Here is a 16938-nt window from a genome sequence, read left to right as displayed (position 1 = left end):
TTACGTATAAAGTTGTTACTAAAAATGTCAAATAGCATATGACATGGGATCATGATTAATCCTTTTTCCTTTCCACACATATCAAACTAGCCACTATACTGAAATTAATCTTCATTTAATCTCACTCATTAATATGCAAAAACATGATATCATTGACTGCCACCATCATTTATGGGACTTAAAGCAAGATAATCACCCTTGGTTACTTGATAAACCAAAAGAAATATGGATTGGTGATTACAGTGACTTGTGCGTCGATTTTCTGGTACCAGATTTTAAAGCAGCAACAGCAAAAACCAACATCATCAAGTCTGTTCATATTCAAGCGTTAACACAAGATCCTCTACAAGAAACCGCTTGGTTACAACAGCAAAGTGAACAATGGGGCCTGCCAAATGCCATTGTTTTCTATGCCGATCTCAGTGCCAGTAATATTGAAAATGTCATTGTTCAGCACAAGGCATATCAAAATGTTCGTGGGATCCGTCAAATCATTAATGAACACCCTGATCCTCGCTTTAATATGTGTCCTCAAGCTGGACTCATGCAAAACGAGCAATGGCTCAAAGGCTTTTCATTATTAGAACAATACCAATTATCTTTTGATCTACAATGTTATGACTACCAATTACCCCAAGCCAGTCTTATTGCTGCCCAGTATCCTAATACACGCATTATTTTGAATCACATGGGCATGCCAATTAAGCGCGATCCTGAGAGCTTGAATCATTGGCGAAACTACCTTACCGAGTTCGCGAGTCATAATAATACGGCCATAAAACTGTCGGGATTGGCTATGCTTAACCATCCTATGGACAGAGCAATCAGTCAAACTATGGTACAAGATGCCATCAGTATTTTTGGTTGGCAGCGTGTGGTATTTGCTTCAAACTTTCCTGTAGACAGCCTTTTTCATCACTACGATGACTGGTTTGATCTCGTTTTAGAGGCAACGGCTCATCTCAGTGATCTAGAGCGGCAAGCTATATGGCAACATAATGCCGAGCACCTATATCGTATTTAACAGGATGAATATGTTCACTATCATACTGCTGCTGGCTCATCAGTATTGATAGAGTATCACTCACCTTCAAAATCAAAACCCTATGACTAACGGGTCATCGTCGCTCTCAATCACGTTAAATTGTACTAAAATAAATCCAACAGTGAACAATCCGTTCCTGAGTAAGCACATTGAATGTAAAATGAAAACAACAGGGAGTTGTCATGAAAAAAACAACATACTTAGTATTCATAGTCTTATCCACATCGTCATTTTTGACTCATGCCGCTAAACCAAATTGTGACAATTTAATCGGCGATTGGATAAGCGATTCTCAATCAACCTTAACCTTTTCAACAATCGGTAAAGAAGGACAGTTAACAGGTCACTACATACCTTACCAGTTTGCTGAAAAGCCAGCACCTTTAATTGGTTGGAGCAATACCTCACGCCCTAAAAAAGACCATGATAATGTCAAAGTGGTTTCATTCTCTGTTAATTGGACAAAACATGGCGCCATCACCTCTTGGTCTGGCACTTGTTCAATTGAAAAGGGCATTCCCGTCATAAAGGCTATTGCCAATTTAGCTCGCGCTAATTCAAGTTTCTCATGGGATCACATCATCACCGACAGCAACCGTTATACTCCAAAATAATCATATAAAAATCAGTGCCTAGCTCAAATTCAATTATTGAAAGATTTTTTATAGTGCTGCATATTTTTTGAGTTTTTAACAAACTCATCTTGGCAGCACTTTATTGAGCTTAAAGTAACCTCTTCAAACTTAACGCCTGACTGCTTTAACTTTTGCGCATGGCTTGTTTCAAAGTGCCATTTTCTCGCCGCAAGATCAGTATTTTTTCGAATAAGGCCGAGTAGCATACGCTGTTTACGTGATAATTGATTTAAATCAAGCTCGTCATAATGATTGTAGTAAGTCACAGATTCAGGCTTTAACACATACTTAAACCACAGATCGGTGACTTCTCTATAAGACGGTGCTTGCTCAATGTCTGAGACAATATTCATGCAAGTCTTTTCAGGAAGGTGTTTCAACGCGGCAAAAAATTGGACTTCAAAACTATCACAATGCAATAGCTGTACTTTCGCTTGTGAAGCCACATAATGCCAATGAGGAATATAATGATCATGAAAGAGTTTTTCCATCAACATCCATTGCTGATATAAACCGTATCGTCTACCGCCATAATAACCTGTCTGACTGTGTCCAATCACAATGGATGGCCGCAAAATGTAATAAGCAAGGCCACTATTGTGTACTAACTCCTCAGCAGAGCGTTTACTAAAAGTGTAGTAAGTCGGATCATCAAATGGCGGCTTGTGGATCTGCTCAGCAATCATTCCATCTCGATAACCTGAGGAAAAAGCCGTTGATAAAAAAATGAAGTGTTTCACTCCAAGTTTATTAGCGAGAGTGAGCATATTTTTTGTATATTGAATATTCCCTATGTTAAGTTGATTCTCATCAAAATAATCCACACACCCAGCAGCATGAATAATGCTATCGAAATGCCCCATAGTGTGATAAAAACTTTTTGGAATAAGTTCGCCAGGACTATCACAAGTAAAAATACGCACACGATCTAAATCCAGTTCTTTTGTTATACCTGACGTATGCCGTAAATACTTCAACGCCATATCAATAACGCTATTTTTAGTATTCCCAGTGCGTAAAAGCAATGTTATTTCGCAAGCCTCATCAAGTAATAATCGAGCCAAAATGATATTGCCTAGAAAGCCTGACGCCCCCGTTAATAATACCCTTTGAAGCATATAATCTTTCCTTATTCCCTATTCATGTCTTCAAAAATAGTGTTTCATTACTGTTATATCAACTATGCAAAAACAATGAAGATGAAATATACCCAAGTGACGTGAAGATGCAAGTTTCAGAATCGCTCAAATGCTCGAGTTCAAAGCGCATCATTGAGAGAATATTGATACCTTCTGAAATGATGGAATGTAGAAATCGGGCATTTGAGCGGTTCCTAACAGGCTGGTTAAAAAGCGTTTTATACTGCGTTATTAAACATCGGCTTAGAATGACTAAGCTCTCTATTCAATGCCTTGTCTAAAACGTTTTTTATTCCAGCTGAATTCTGCATCTTCATGTCACTTGGGTATATCACAACTTCACTTTTTAACAAGCCTCATTCTTGCTCTATAAATTAAGTGGAGTACGACTCAGACCTAAGGCATCTTCAAGTGGCTTAGGTCGCATTCATTTGTTAAAATCCTCGACTATTTTATGGTGGTAATCTTCGCCGCCATACTCAGTATCAAATAGAGTCATCCAGTGTGACTATTTAAAGGCTAGCTATGACCGTTCTTCTAATGACACCTCCCATGACCCAACTGAATACGCCCTACCCAGCTACAGCGTATTTAACGGGCTTTTTACGCTCTCGAGGCTATGAAGCGGTTCAGCGAGATCCTGCTATAGAACTTTTCCTCGAAATGATGACTGCCCCTGCACTGAACATTATTCGCCAACATGTCGAAGTCAATTTCGAACACTGTAATCACAATGAGTTACCAGAGGTTATCGCGTATTTTCTCGCTGAATTTGACCGCTATCATCTCATTGTTGAACCCGTTATACGCTTTTTACAAGGAAAAGATCCTAGTCTTGCAATGCGAATTAATTCTCGCCGCTTTTTACCTGAAGGCCCAGCGTTTGACGCCATTGCACAAATGGAATCAGTATCCGGCGATGTGTTACAAGCCGCCTTTGGTGATCTCGGCGTGCAAGATAAAGCCAAATACCTTGCCACTTTAATGATTAATGATTTATCAAATGTAATCACTCAAGGCGTGGATCCTTATTTTGAAGTGAGCCGATATGGCGAGCAATTAGCCGCTGCCAATCCAAGCTTTGATAATCTCTATTTTACATTAATGGAGGAGCCCAGTTTCAGCTCGGAGATTTTAGAACAATTAGTCGAACAATATTTGGAAGAAACACAACCCAGTGTCGTTGCATTAACTGTCCCTTTTCCCGGCAATATGTTGGGCGCCTTACGCATTGCGCAAACCTGTAAAGCCATCAAGCCTGAACTTCCTATTGTCATGGGCGGTGGTTTTATCAATACCGAGCTGCGGGCACTGAAAGATCCTCGTGTATTTGAATTTGTCGACTTTATCTGTCTGGACGACGGTGAACGACCTTTAATCACGTTACTTGAATACTTTCAAGGACAACATGAAATCGATGCCTTAGTACGTACTTACTTCCTCGCAGAAGATGAAAATGGCAATCCATATGTCCATTTTAACGACAATCCAACACTCCATGATATTCCACAAAGCGATGTCGGCGCGCCAATTTACGATGGTTTGCCGGTGGATGAATACCTATCTTTATGTGAAATGCTCAACCCTATGCACCGTATTTGGAGCGATGGACGCTGGAATAAACTGACTATCGCTCATGGTTGTTACTGGCGAAAATGCAGCTTTTGTGATGTCAGCCTCGACTATATCGATCGTTTCGATTCTGCAAGCGCTGATGTGCTAGTGGATAGGATTGAGCAAGTCATCGAAGAAACGGGTGAAACGGGTTTTCATTTTGTCGATGAAGCCCTGCCACCAAAACTTTTATTTACCTTCGCCAAACGTTTAATTGAGAGGGGTGTGGTGATCAGTTGGTGGGGAAATATCCGTTTTGAGCGCACCTTTAGTGAGGCGAGGTGCCAGTTATTAGCCGATTCTGGTTGTATTGCCGTCAGTGGCGGTCTTGAGGTCGCATCAGACAGATTATTAAAGCTAATGAAAAAAGGCGTCAGTGTTGAACGGGTCGCCCAAGTCACCAAAGCCTTCAGTGATGCTGGCATTTTAGTTCATGCCTATTTGATGTATGGCTTTCCCACACAAACAGAGCAAGAAACCATCGATGCGCTGGAAATGGTACGCCAAATGATGCAGCAAGGATGTTTCCAATCTGCCTACTGGCACCGTTTTGTGGCAACGGTTCACAGCCCAATAGGCAAAAACCCAGAACAATTTGGCATCACATTAGTCGAGCAACCTGACATTTTATTTGCCGAAAACGATGTCAATTTTATCGATCCAACGGGAACCGATCATGAAATGCTAGGTGAAGGACTGCGTAAAGCCATCTACAATTATATGCACGGCATTGGCTTTGAACAGCCCATGCATTTTTGGTTTAACCGGCCCGTACCTCCCACTGAAATGAAAAAAGATCTGATCTCAAAAGCCATTAAAAACCTCATTATTTAGAATCTCAAATTGAATGATGCGGCAAGACCACAGTTTTAAAACTGTGGTCTTAAAAAAAGCGCCAGATTCAATTTAAGACAGACATCCTTCCCTAACCTTAACCTTAATTCCCATCACTTATTATCCTGATAAGTCTTAACCTAGTTTTACTTTGATTGAATCATGTTTGCATTCAACACATCGCGCATAACGTCAATAAAAGTCAGCTAATGTATTAAACTCGCTTACTTCGACTCTTTCTGTCAATTAATTTAAGTTGGCTCACTTTTTTAACTACATAAAAATTAAACACAACATCATTTTAATTACTTTGTCAGCGTAATTCCCCCAAGCTTTATACAAAAAAAACAAATAAAATGCTTATTGCAGCCTAAATCATAGGCAGAATGGCTACTGACTGTGACAACACAGCGCTATTTGCTATTGTGACTCCAGTCGCTTGTATCACCACATGACAAACAGAGGGTGATTAGCACCATGTCAAAATTAAATTGTCACATTTGATCAATTAATCATTGAGTTAAAGAGGAAAGTACTATGTTAAAACGTTCATCTGTTATTGCTGCCGCAAGTGTACTACTCAGTACACTGCTTTTTAGTACTATCGCCAGTGCCGATCAAGGCGGAAAGCCACCTAAACCGCCCGTCGATAAATTAAGTGCGGCATTAAATGTGAGCACAGATCAAATGCAAACCTGTTTAGAGGAAAGTAGACCTTCATCTCCTGGAGAGAAGCCTAATAAATCAGCTTTGTTATCTTGTTTACAACAAGCTAATGGGAATATTACCAGTGATGAACTTGATGAAGTGATGCAGCAGAATATGCCTAAGCCTCCTCAATAACCTGAATGAGGTATAAGTGCCAATCACGGGCTAAAACCGTGATTGGTACCACCACAGCGCTTGCTATGCAAAATCGAGTTCTACGAGTTCGCTCACAACCTCAATCTCGGCTATGATCCTCACTGCTATTACCTCGACAAAACTTACAAAACTTAGGCAAATCTTTCTGTCGTCAAGCAGTAAGAGGCATTATTCTTGACGATAAAAACATACCGCTGCTTTATACCGAGCGTTATCAAGATCACAGTATTTCTGGTGATGAAGTGGATGAAGGAGAAGGTATCCATCACGCCATTACCCATAATGAAGAAACAATGGCTAACAGCGATAAAAAAGGCTAACCCTTTGCCGAAAATGCGTCATGATAAGTGACATTTCCTTGAGGGTAATCCCCTTGCAGCAACAAGGCCTGAAAATATTCAGCAGGGACCCCTGGTAGTATTAAGCCCTCTTTGGGTCTGAAGCCAAAACGATGGTAGTAGTTAGGATCGCCAAGTAATACACAACCCTTAGCTTTTACATGCTTTAACGCTTCAATGGCTGCATTCATCAGCTTAGAACCAACACCTTTATTCTGATGATTGGGAAGTACCGAGATTGGTCCAAGACCATACCAACTATTGGCACCGCCAGAAATCATCACTTGAGAAAGTGCCACATGACCAACAATTTTGCCTTCATCTTCAGCAACAAGGGAGATGGATAACGCGTCCGATTGACGAAGCGCTTTAATGATAAACTGCTCTGAGTGATCGGTATGTGGCGCTTCAAGAAATGCCGCAATCGTAACTTCATGAATGCGTTGAATATCGCTGAGTTGTTCTTTTCTAATATGAATACTCAATCAAGTATCTCCTTAAAGGTTGATTTGCCTATTTTGCCCCTGTATCAAGGGTATCACCAGACACATTCTCCAGACACCTAGTGTTTAAAACAATACCATAACGCGTTTTTATTCGTCATGACATATCATTTTACAATTTGATCCTTAACTTACCCATTAAAATACTATCATTAAAAGCTGTAGTTAAATCGATGGATCAGACTATGAGTATGCTAACTTTTCAACATGATTGTCACTATTTTAAAACCAATGATAATGTGACATTACACTACTTTGATAAAGGTCAAGGGATCCCACTGGTCTTATTACACGCTTGGTCTCTCAGTAGCATGCTATATCAATATCAAATGGAAACCCTAAGCCAAAAATATCGCGTCATAGCATTAGATATGAGAGGGCATGGCTTATCACATGACGTCGATTACGGTTTTAGAGTACACAGATTAGCAAAAGATGTGCATGAATTACTTGACTGTTTAAGTTTAAAAGACGTGATTATGCTAGGTCATGCATTAGGCAGCGCCGTTATACTGGCTTATTTTCAACTGTTTGGATCTGAATTACTCAAGAAAATTATTTTAATCAGTACTTCTCCCGTTATACTCAGTAACCCAATTTGGTCTAGAGAAGACATTAAACACTTTGGCCCGTTAATCGATATTGATTCATTAAATCAATTACTCAATAATCTTGAGTATTTCGGCGGCCAATTTCTTAAAAGTATTTTTAAAAATAATATGCTATCTCAACAAGTCTCTCAAGAAATCTTGAGCATAGTGTTAGATGAAAGTAAGTTATTGAATATTGAGCAAGTAGCCCCTTTAGTCGATGATTATTTTCATCAAGATTGGCGTGATGAAATTGCAAGGATCACCATTCCAACTTTGATCATAGCAGGAAGAGGCAGCCCTTTTTCGTTGTCATCGCAAGAATGGGTACATCAACAGATAAAAACATCTCAATTAATGATTTTTGAGGAAAATGAAGGTGGAAAACACTTTCCTTTTCTTGAGAACCCGAAAAAATTTAATTTGGCTATCGACAGTTTTATCCATTAAATTATAAATCATTATTTTATGATAGACTCAATGAAACATAAAAAATTAACTTTGGTCTTTCTCTATATTTAAACAAATAAAATAGGCTTGGTGATGCTTCGCCACTAATACCTGTGGGATTAAAAGAGAGGCGTAAATAGTGAGAATTTTCCCAATATTTCAATAACACTTAATAGAGATATATTATTTTACAATTTTACCCTTAACTTATTTATTAAAATGCGATAAAAGTGGTGTAATTAAAGCGATTAAATAGGGCTATCAGTATGCTAATTTCTCAACAAGATAGTCACTCTTTTAAAACCAATGATAATGTGACATTACACTACTTTGATAAAGGTCAAGGAACCCCGCTTATCTTATTACATAGCTTCTCTCTAAGCAGCATGCAATATCAATATCAAATGGAAATGCTCAGCCAAAAATATCGCGTCATTGCATTAGATATGAGAGGACATGGTTTGTCTAATCAAGCGCATTATGGCTTTAAAGTACACAGATTAGCAAAAGATGTGAATGAATTACTTTGCTGTTTAAAATTAAACGAGGTGGTTATGTTAGGTCATGCATTAGGCGGCGCGGTTGTGCTTGCTTATTTTCAACTGTTTGGCCTAGAATTAATCAATAAGATTATTTTAATTGATCGATCGCCAGTCCTTATTATTAATCCACTTTGGTCCCAACAAGAAATAAAAAACTATGGCCCATTAGCCGATGTTAATTCATTACCTGTATTAGTCAATGATATTGAATATTTAGGCTGTTATTTTTTTAGAAGTGCATTTAAAAACAATATGCTATCTCAATATGCCTCTGATGAAGTCATTAACATCGTATTACATGAGAATGAATTAATGGATCCTCATCAGGGAGCAAGGTTGCTCGATGATGTTTATCATCAAGATTGGCGTGATGAAATAACAAGAATTACCATTCCAACTTTGATCATTGCAGGAAGAGGCAGCCCTGTTTCTTTGTCATCACAAGAATGGATACATCAACAAATAAAAACATCTCAATTAATGATTTTTGAGGAAGATGAAGGTGGCAAACACTTTCCTTTTCTGGAAAACCCGAAAAAGTTTAATCGTGCTATCGACAATTTTATCCATTAAATGCTAAGTCATTGCTTACTAATAGACTCATCAAAATCATCGACACAGTCATCAATATTGCCATAAGGCACAAAAACTGATGGCTCTAGTTATGGGCTTATTACCTATTACTTTTCTATTTGCTTAATCGCCTCATCAGTACTCCAATAGTGCTGTATTCGATATACCTCAGGGGCATTACTGGCGCCTATCGTGTTACTCGACAATGTCATCGACGCCATGAGTTTCCCTTGCTTATCCAGCCAAAGCGCTTCCCCCGTACCTGCGCAATTACACGTAAAAATCTCGCCTGAAGATAATCGCTTCACAGTTCCTAATCGATCTTGCTGAAAACCAAGATCTGCCTGTAACATCGTCTTGATTGGACCATAAACCCCTTCAACATCAACACCAATCAGATATTGTCCATCTGAAGTCAAAGGTGGATTCATTTCAATCACTTGGGTGTTTTCACCACTATCTCGATTATTATCATACATGAAAAAGGTGCCAACTTTGTTGTCACTTAAACTGTTATAAACAAAACTAGGATCATGAACACCACTTAAAAAAGTATAACGCTCATCAGAGTAACCATAGGCTTGAGCATTGCCCCATCGGTACAATAAATCCCCCCCTTGCTGATATTTTCCACCTGACGAGGTGGCCGCTTCTGCGGTGGTCGTTGAATGATCAATAACCCATAATTCACTATTAAAATGCGACGTTAGCACAATTTGATCATACCTTTCTAAATAAAACACCGCATTCACATGAAACACATCGATACTCGTATCTGTGTCTAAATTATAATTGATATCAATTAAGTGCGGATAATCTGATACATCACCTTCCACATAATTGTCTTTATCAGGATAATCCGTTTGTATAAAATGATCCCACATACTCCATTGCCACACAATTTCCCAACTATCAGTGCCATCTGGGTTTACCACTCGCTTTAACTCAATCACTTTCTCTTCAAGCATACCTAAATCAGACTCTAAACTTTCTGGATTTCTCCCCGCTTGTACCGCTTCATCATAGGTCCTACGCTGCCATAAAAGTGCTAAAATATTACCCGATGGCAACAACTCAATGTCATGATGCAAGACCATCTCATCAATATCTGCACCTTCAATATCATCCCAAAGCCGAAAGCGCCAATCCGTTAATGTTTCACCTGTATTGCTATCAATATAATTGCGTTCAATGATCCCACCCAGTGCGCCCCCCCCACGTTACTGAAAAAGTTACCCTCTTCATATACTTCATCATCAGTCATCGTTCGAACTAAATAGCCATCTTTGTCAAGGTAAGCCACTTGGGCGGGAATAGCGTCACTACTCCATTCATAAAGAGGTTGATTATTCCCATCGATTAAATAGGTGGATGTGCTTTGCAGTGGCGCATAAAGTATCAGCTGCTCTCGATTTTCATTACAACCAGCAGTTAAGGTAATAATGAACATTATCCATAATAAATATCCAAACTGTCGCACCATAGCCTTCACTCCCTCATTGTCATCCTCATACAAATATAGGACAAACAATTCAACACACAAACCAAGGTGCTATAAATCACAAATGATTCATCCACACAATACTTTACATAAGCTATTACCGAGTGACATCCTCAAACAATTGATCGGCAAGCGATTGTAAGACCTCATGCTTAGGATGTGTGTGAGCAAAGGTGCGTAGGCCATAAATCCCCATCACAAAATAACGCGCCAGCGCCTCACTGCCGCGTTGACTATTGAGCTGTCCCTTATCTTTGGCTTTCGCAAACTGATCGGCAATGCTCATCTCCCAACGATGTAAGCTTTGGCTGATGATGTATTGCAGCTCATCATCTTGCTCCGCCATTTCATTCAATGCTTTAGTTAGCAAACATGCTTTACTAGCTTCACAACTAATACATTCAAGCACTAAACTGTCGAGATAAGTTTTAAGCTGAGCAAGTGGCGTTTCAAGAGTTGAAAAAAACGCGTCAAATTCTGCCGCCTTATCACTTTGATATTGGGCTATTGCCGCCAATAATATGCCACGCTTATTTTTGAACGCACAGTATAGCGAACCAGGATGTAACCCCGTCACTTGGGTTAAATCCTGCATACTGGTTTTTGCATAACCTTTATTCATAAAAGCCAACATCGCGGCCCTTAATACTGCTTCTCTATCAAATTCAGCATTACGCATAGTAAAAACTTTTTATCAATCATAAAAACAGTGTACAGAGAGTCGGTCACTTGTTCAAAAAATACTTGAATACTTGCTCAAAAAATAATTTGAATGTTCATTCAAATTAGACTATCTTGAATGAGCATTCAAAATAATCACGACAGTATTTAGCGCTTCACTGTATTAAGCGCCCATTATTTAAGAGTCCTACTATGACAAAGACACTATTTCAACCTTTCACTCTCAATCATACTCTGCAGTTAACAAACCGAATATTAATGGCCCCGTTAACCCGCTGCATGAGCGATGCCAATCTCGTCCCCACTCAAGACATGGTCGATTACTACGCTCGCCGTGCCGATGCCGGATTAATTATTTCTGAAGCCACTATTATTCGCCCTGACGGCCAAGGCTATCCCAATACACCGGGATTATTTACACCTGAACAAATCACAGGTTGGCGTAAAGTCACCGATGCGGTACATAAAAATGGCGGAAAAATATTTGCCCAACTTTGGCATACAGGCCGCGTCGCCCACCCGCATTTTTTCAATAATGGAACCGTGTTAGCGCCTTCAGCGATTGGTATTGAAGGCAGTGTGCCACGTATGCGAGAGCTCACTTATATCACACCCAAAGCCGTCACCCAAGATGACATTCAACAATTGATCGCAGATTATTCTCAAGCCGCGGCCAATGCCATTGATGCAGGCTTTGATGGCATTGAGATCCATGGCGCAAATGGTTACCTTGTGGATCAATTTTTACATCATGACAGTAATCACCGAGTGGATGATTACGGCGGAACACCACAAAATATGTCACGCTTTGCGCTGGAGGTTGTGGATGCCATTATTGCCCGTATCGGCCATGAGCGCACCGCCCTTCGAATATCTCCAGGTGCGTACTTTAACATGGCAGGAGACAAGCGAGATCGCGACGTATTTGATTATCTGTTACCACAATTAGAGCAACGCAATTTGGCCTACTTGCACATTGGGATCTTTGATGATGGAATGGAATTCGATTACTTAGAAGGACGCGTATCTGATTATGTCCGCAAACGTTATCAAAACACTTTAGTGGGCGTGGGCAGCTATACACCGAACATGGCCAATACAGCCATCAATGATAACAAATTTGATCTTATTGCCGTCGGTCGCCCCTTTATTGCTAATCCAGATTACGTGGAAAAAGTTAAACAAGGCCAGCCCCTCACTCCTTATCGTGAAGATATGCTCAGCACCCTTTTTTAACCGTCACCTCGCAACATCTCATGTTAATTCTCAAGACAAATCACAAGATAAGAAAACTATCTTGTGATCTTTACTATGGATAAAAGACACTGGCTATCGCTCATTTTTAAAGTCTAGTTTTTTCCCCACTATCACATAACCTCGGCTGCGTTTAGAGGTGGCGTCAATCCCCAACATGGCTTTAAATAAATGCTCTGTTTTTACCCAATAAGACGGCAATTTATAACGCGCGACATCTAATACCAAAAACCTGTCTTGTGCTTCATGATAAGCCACCACCGGAGACACATGCCCACCTCCCTCTTGCTGTAACCCTTTACGATCAAAATTAACCAACAAGCGTTTATTTGGACTCTTTAATGCATCAATGGCCGCCGTTCTAAAATTTTCAACACTGCTATTACTGGCATAAACTCGCTCTACATTCACATTATAAGTTTGTAGAATTTGACGCATCTCATCTAAGGTAGTGCCTTGATATCCAACTATGGTTGGACTTATCACTTTCAATACTTGATCAGTAAAAATATTATCTTGATCAAACAACTGATAAGGATACACATTTGGATTCGCTGGAGCAGGAATATCTAAAGAATTAAGTACAAGAACACTACTGGCAATAGCGCAATAACTCAACTCTTTTTGAGTGACAAAATAGCGTATTGACCCCCAAAAATCATCCACTGTCAATGCTTCTTTAAATAACTGCTGAGCCAGATCATAACCAGGCGCTTCGGTGGAATTTTGATAAATAAGCTGAAATTCTGCCTCCTCTTGTCCATTTACCCAAAAAGAAACCAGCATCAAGTAAAAGGAGACTATTTTGATACACACAGATTTTATATTCATATCACCATCCATTTCATTTGTCCTTAAAGAAAATAATCAACAATTCGTCTGAGTGCTTAGGGTCTGTTGATCTTTGCTGATTATTTCTGCTGCAGTTTGTCGCTTCTTTATACAAGGCAGAACTTATGCAGTGTAGTTATTCTCGGCTTGGGTTCAAACGTCGCTCTACCTTCCCCATCCTTGGGGTCGTCCATAAATAAGCGATAACGCCGTAGAAAGGAGCGACAAGCGCAGTCCGTAGGATTCACTAAACGTGTTTTACTCGGACATAATTTAATCATGAAAAATCAACAGGCCCTAATGTTTTAAAAAATAGTTCATGACTTGACTGATACAAGCCAAAATAACCGCACCCAATAACAAAACGGAAAACGGCACCGCCGTGCCAGAATGAAATAAGGCCAATAAAGGCCCTGAAAGAGCCGCTGAACCAAATTTTAAGGTACCAATCACTGCAGATGCTGTGCCCACTTCCTTTTTAAACTTCATTAATACAATCGAGTCGGCATTAATGGACATCATCCACAAGCAGCCCATAAAAGGCAATAAGGTCACCAGGGTAAATACCACATTAAGGGACAAGATATTAACCACCACCAAGCCTGAAGCAAAACACAGGGCAAATACATTGGCAGCGCCCAATAACCAGGCAACGCGATATCTTCCCAACAATCGACCATTGATAAAACTGGCTGAAATCAACATCACCACATTACTGGCAAAAACCAAAGAAAAAGTATACTTACTCAGGCCAAAAACCTGCATAAACACAAAAGACGAGTCTGTGATGTAGCAAAAAAAAGCAAAAGAAGCGAAAAAGCTGGTTAAAATATCCAGTTTAGCCCCTTTTTTTGAAAAAACGATACGGTAATTTTTAAAAAAAGACAGCTTATTGGTGTTCAACTGCTGTTTTTCATTGTCAACGCGAAGATACATATAAGCCAGTAGCAAAATAACCCCAGCGTATACCGCCAGCAACACAAAAATTAAATGCCATTGTCCCCAGGTCATCACCAGACTGCCAATCGCTGGGGCAATTAATGGCGCCAGCATCATGATTAAATTAAAATATGACATGCCCTTTGGCGTATTTTTACCATACAATGCTTTAATATACCCAGGAATGGCTACGGTTGCCGCCGCCCCTGCAAACGCCTGCAGGAAACGCAGTAGTAAAAACCAGGTGATATTGTTCGTCAGTGCTGCCAGTAAACTGGCAATACTGAAAATGAGTAATCCCCCTATCACAAATTGACGCCGACCAAAATGATCAATCAAAGGCCCAAACAGAAACATGCCCACACCATAGCCTGCAAAAAACAAACTTAAAGATTGTTGAACCAGGGTAATATGGACATCAAAATCCGATGCCATTTCAGACAATGCGGGCAGATACAGATCCGTTGAAAACGGGGTAATCGCAAAAATAGCCGACAACATCACAGTAAACAGAAACAATCTAATTTGAGTCATTTCATCTCATATCCCATTGATTAGCGCGATAATTGCTTCAGCCAACTCGCCATGTCATCGGCAATCAAAACGGCTCCCGGTAATGCAAGGTGCGTGATATTCGGCGCTATTTTCACTTGTGCCTGACTGGCATGTTCATGCATTACATGAATAAATTGATGGGGATAAAATGCCTCATCTTTATCTCCCACCCATAAGAGTATAGGCTTATTATTGGCCTGTAAGTCAGCCTGATAATTTTCAGGGGAAAATGACACCATTAACCGATAAGAGTAGCTTTTCAACTGCATGGCATCATTGATGTGCTTCGGGCGATTAAAAAATAATACTGGCATGCCATTAAACTGATTAACACCCAGCATATTGAATAACTTAATAGCAATAATACGCCGAACAGAAACCTGCACCCAACCTCCCGAGTCAGTCCGGACTGTGGGGGCATCGTGGCTTAAATAAGGAGCAAGCAACACATAAGCATCAAAATTAGGCAGCATATTCTCGGCCAAACTCAAACGTGCACGGCCCCCCAAACGAATAGCAAGGCCGCCGCCGGAAGAGTGTCCCCCCAGTACCCACTTTGCATTGGGATAATCAACAGCAAGTTTTTTTTGTAAATCGATAATATCGTCATCAAACTGATCCCGATAAGCAATGTCGCCGGGACGGGACAAGATTGAACGGCCATGTCCTCGTAAATCCGGCACAATCACTGTGGCACCTGATTGACGGTTCAATCGTTCTGCCAAAGGCAATAAATAGCGCCCCTCCGTCCCCGAGCCGTGTAATAACATCACCACTAAGGCTTTACTGCCGGGTAAATAACGGTAAAACAGGCGCTGACCATCACGGGCCATGTACTGCGATTCCATACTATTAACGGGCTGTGTGACTAACACATCAAAATTCAATCCTGTGCCGCTGCTCTCTCGTTTAACAGGAATAAAAATCATACCCAACAAAATAGTAAAAAAAATCAAAGGGACAAAAATAAAAACAGCAATCAATTTACTCACCCATACATCCTTTTATGACAAAGATTTTATGCCAGACTATCACCCACTTTCACAAACAGTTAAGTCTTAATTAAACTGAGCTAGGTATAATGCCTATCAAAGAAACCAAGAATCAAAGCAATAAACTCAACATCACTCACTTAATATAGAGTTTATTATTTTTTAATTTGGTTAAAGGTATAACTATAACCAATTACTTCTGATGAATTAGCACTAAATACTTCTCTATAAATAATAAAATTCTAATAACTTATACAACATCACCAAGAAAATAATAATGAGTAAACAAAAATAAATAACAGTGGTCATTTTTTCAGATAACTGTCGTCCAAGCCAAGTACCAAAAGGCACACCCACAATCGATCCTAATACGAGCCATATCATCACTGGCCAAAAAACAAACCCAGTTGTGTCGTCAGATAAGATCTCACCTTTAGCCTGAAATAACCCATAAATGAATACAGCAACTAAGGCAATCAATACATTAAAACAACAAGATAATCCCGCACAATGTCGAATATAAAAACCATAACGTTTTAAAAAAGGCACCATAACCAAACTCGATCCCACTCCCATTCCAGCACCAATAAAACCACTTAATAGACCACTAAGTGCTTTATTGAGCATAGGAGGGCGCGAATCTGCAAGCACCTTATATTGCTTTCGATATATCAGGTGTACCACAAAGCGGAGCAGAATAACGAATAAGAAAGTCAAAAATAATAAAATCAGTATTTGAGTCGGCAATTGAATCGAAATAATACAGCCCACTGTGGTCCCCACTAGGGCAAAAGGCAAAATTTGCCAAAACAAAAGCCAATTAATATTGTTAGCCTGATGATGTGATAAGATGGCAGCTAAACTGTTGAGTAACATAATGAGCAACGAAGTTCCAACAGACAAATGCATGACTACGCTTGGATCGACATGGTAAAAAGGCAAACAAATCACTAAAGCAGGGACAATCACTAATCCCCCACCTAAGCCAAAAAGGCTGGCTAAAATACCACCAGAGAATCCCGCAATGACCAAAATAATGATTTCCATATTGCTCCTTT

The 16938-nt window shown here is 39.8% G+C and carries 16 protein-coding genes; 7 read left to right on the top strand and 9 right to left on the bottom strand.

The window, feature by feature from the left end; all coding sequences use genetic code 11:
• The first annotated feature begins 133 nt into the window (after window positions 1–133).
• Both Q0791_RS00915 and Q0791_RS00910 read left to right on the top strand, forming a co-directional pair.
• On the top strand, window positions 134–1024 hold the full coding sequence (locus tag Q0791_RS00915) for an amidohydrolase family protein (protein ID WP_299001907.1): 891 nt from the start codon (window positions 134–136) through the stop codon (window positions 1022–1024).
• 203 nt (window positions 1025–1227) lie between these two features.
• Window positions 1228–1659 (top strand): avidin/streptavidin family protein, encoded by a 432-nt coding sequence (locus Q0791_RS00910; protein ID WP_299001905.1) that lies wholly within the window; start codon window positions 1228–1230, stop codon window positions 1657–1659.
• Window positions 1660–1688: 29 nt separating this feature from the next.
• Here the strand turns inward: Q0791_RS00910 and Q0791_RS00905 are convergent, their stop codons facing one another.
• A complete protein-coding gene (locus Q0791_RS00905; RefSeq protein ID WP_299001903.1) occupies window positions 1689–2798 on the bottom strand; it encodes an SDR family oxidoreductase in 1110 nt (369 codons plus the stop codon).
• 546 nt (window positions 2799–3344) lie between these two features.
• Here Q0791_RS00905 and Q0791_RS00900 point away from each other — a divergent pair.
• Window positions 3345–5267 carry a radical SAM protein gene (locus tag Q0791_RS00900; RefSeq protein WP_299001902.1) on the top strand — a complete coding sequence of 641 codons (1923 nt, stop codon included), beginning with the start codon at window positions 3345–3347 and terminating at the stop codon, window positions 5265–5267.
• Window positions 5268–5804: 537 nt separating this feature from the next.
• Window positions 5805–6110, top strand: a complete 306-nt coding sequence (locus Q0791_RS00895; protein WP_299001900.1) for a hypothetical protein — start codon at window positions 5805–5807, stop codon at window positions 6108–6110.
• A 337-nt stretch (window positions 6111–6447) separates the two neighbouring features.
• Here the strand turns inward: Q0791_RS00895 and Q0791_RS00890 are convergent, their stop codons facing one another.
• The gene (locus Q0791_RS00890; protein ID WP_299001899.1) at window positions 6448–6954 is read right to left on the bottom strand and encodes a GNAT family N-acetyltransferase; all 507 of its coding nucleotides are present in this window, start codon (window positions 6952–6954) and stop codon (window positions 6448–6450) included.
• A gap of 203 nt (window positions 6955–7157) precedes the next feature.
• Between Q0791_RS00890 and Q0791_RS00885 the strand changes: the two genes are divergently transcribed.
• Both Q0791_RS00885 and Q0791_RS00880 read left to right on the top strand, forming a co-directional pair.
• Complete coding sequence (locus tag Q0791_RS00885; protein ID WP_299001897.1) at window positions 7158–8012, top strand: alpha/beta hydrolase; 855 nt, start codon at window positions 7158–7160, stop codon at window positions 8010–8012.
• A 266-nt stretch (window positions 8013–8278) separates the two neighbouring features.
• Window positions 8279–9127: an alpha/beta hydrolase gene (locus tag Q0791_RS00880; protein WP_299001896.1), complete on the top strand. Its 849-nt coding sequence runs from the start codon at window positions 8279–8281 to the stop codon at window positions 9125–9127.
• Between the two features lie 107 nt (window positions 9128–9234).
• Here the strand turns inward: Q0791_RS00880 and Q0791_RS00875 are convergent, their stop codons facing one another.
• The 3 genes from Q0791_RS00875 to Q0791_RS00865 all read right to left on the bottom strand — a co-directional run bounded on the left by Q0791_RS00875 (window position 9235) and on the right by Q0791_RS00865 (window position 11307).
• Window positions 9235–10224: an aryl-sulfate sulfotransferase gene (locus tag Q0791_RS00875; protein ID WP_299001894.1), complete on the bottom strand. Its 990-nt coding sequence runs from the start codon at window positions 10222–10224 to the stop codon at window positions 9235–9237.
• A 53-nt stretch (window positions 10225–10277) separates the two neighbouring features.
• Window positions 10278–10610: a hypothetical protein gene (locus Q0791_RS00870; RefSeq protein WP_299001892.1), complete on the bottom strand. Its 333-nt coding sequence runs from the start codon at window positions 10608–10610 to the stop codon at window positions 10278–10280.
• A gap of 115 nt (window positions 10611–10725) precedes the next feature.
• Window positions 10726–11307, bottom strand: coding sequence for a TetR/AcrR family transcriptional regulator (locus Q0791_RS00865; RefSeq protein WP_299001890.1), 582 nt, complete (start codon window positions 11305–11307; stop codon window positions 10726–10728).
• A gap of 194 nt (window positions 11308–11501) precedes the next feature.
• Here Q0791_RS00865 and Q0791_RS00860 point away from each other — a divergent pair, with 194 nt between their 5' ends.
• Complete coding sequence (locus Q0791_RS00860; RefSeq protein ID WP_299001888.1) at window positions 11502–12545, top strand: alkene reductase; 1044 nt, start codon at window positions 11502–11504, stop codon at window positions 12543–12545.
• A gap of 93 nt (window positions 12546–12638) precedes the next feature.
• Here the strand turns inward: Q0791_RS00860 and Q0791_RS00855 are convergent, their stop codons facing one another.
• The 4 genes from Q0791_RS00855 to Q0791_RS00840 form a co-directional block, all read right to left on the bottom strand.
• On the bottom strand, window positions 12639–13394 hold the full coding sequence (locus Q0791_RS00855) for a phytochelatin synthase family protein (protein WP_299001885.1): 756 nt from the start codon (window positions 13392–13394) through the stop codon (window positions 12639–12641).
• Between the two features lie 297 nt (window positions 13395–13691).
• Window positions 13692–14867, bottom strand: a complete 1176-nt coding sequence (locus tag Q0791_RS00850; protein WP_299001882.1) for a multidrug effflux MFS transporter — start codon at window positions 14865–14867, stop codon at window positions 13692–13694.
• Between the two features lie 20 nt (window positions 14868–14887).
• Window positions 14888–15880: an alpha/beta fold hydrolase gene (locus Q0791_RS00845; protein ID WP_299001880.1), complete on the bottom strand. Its 993-nt coding sequence runs from the start codon at window positions 15878–15880 to the stop codon at window positions 14888–14890.
• A gap of 225 nt (window positions 15881–16105) precedes the next feature.
• On the bottom strand, window positions 16106–16927 hold the full coding sequence (locus Q0791_RS00840) for a sulfite exporter TauE/SafE family protein (RefSeq protein WP_299001878.1): 822 nt from the start codon (window positions 16925–16927) through the stop codon (window positions 16106–16108).
• Window positions 16928–16938: the final 11 nt, after the last annotated feature.

Origin of the sequence: uncultured Shewanella sp., assembly GCF_947495455.1 — a bacterium.
GTDB lineage: Bacteria > Pseudomonadota > Gammaproteobacteria > Enterobacterales > Shewanellaceae > Shewanella.
Note: the sequence above shows the minus strand (reverse complement) of the source record. Positions and strands in the feature narration are given on the sequence as shown.

Excerpts from the sequence above, each read along its gene's own strand:
- Q0791_RS00915 (WP_299001907.1), top strand. The coding sequence starts at position 134 with ATGCAAAAACATGATATCATTGACTGCCACCATCATTTATGGGACTTA.
- Q0791_RS00910 (WP_299001905.1), top strand. The coding sequence starts at position 1,228 with ATGAAAAAAACAACATACTTAGTATTCATAGTCTTATCCACATCGTCA.
- Q0791_RS00905 (WP_299001903.1), bottom strand. The coding sequence starts at position 2,798 with ATGCTTCAAAGGGTATTATTAACGGGGGCGTCAGGCTTTCTAGGCAAT.
- Q0791_RS00900 (WP_299001902.1), top strand. The coding sequence starts at position 3,345 with ATGACCGTTCTTCTAATGACACCTCCCATGACCCAACTGAATACGCCC.
- Q0791_RS00895 (WP_299001900.1), top strand. The coding sequence starts at position 5,805 with ATGTTAAAACGTTCATCTGTTATTGCTGCCGCAAGTGTACTACTCAGT.
- Q0791_RS00885 (WP_299001897.1), top strand. The coding sequence starts at position 7,158 with ATGAGTATGCTAACTTTTCAACATGATTGTCACTATTTTAAAACCAAT.
- Q0791_RS00880 (WP_299001896.1), top strand. The coding sequence starts at position 8,279 with ATGCTAATTTCTCAACAAGATAGTCACTCTTTTAAAACCAATGATAAT.
- Q0791_RS00875 (WP_299001894.1), bottom strand. The coding sequence starts at position 10,224 with ATGGTCTTGCATCATGACATTGAGTTGTTGCCATCGGGTAATATTTTA.
- Q0791_RS00870 (WP_299001892.1), bottom strand. The coding sequence starts at position 10,610 with ATGGTGCGACAGTTTGGATATTTATTATGGATAATGTTCATTATTACC.
- Q0791_RS00865 (WP_299001890.1), bottom strand. The coding sequence starts at position 11,307 with ATGCGTAATGCTGAATTTGATAGAGAAGCAGTATTAAGGGCCGCGATG.
- Q0791_RS00860 (WP_299001888.1), top strand. The coding sequence starts at position 11,502 with ATGACAAAGACACTATTTCAACCTTTCACTCTCAATCATACTCTGCAG.
- Q0791_RS00855 (WP_299001885.1), bottom strand. The coding sequence starts at position 13,394 with ATGAATATAAAATCTGTGTGTATCAAAATAGTCTCCTTTTACTTGATG.
- Q0791_RS00850 (WP_299001882.1), bottom strand. The coding sequence starts at position 14,867 with ATGACTCAAATTAGATTGTTTCTGTTTACTGTGATGTTGTCGGCTATT.
- Q0791_RS00840 (WP_299001878.1), bottom strand. The coding sequence starts at position 16,927 with ATGGAAATCATTATTTTGGTCATTGCGGGATTCTCTGGTGGTATTTTA.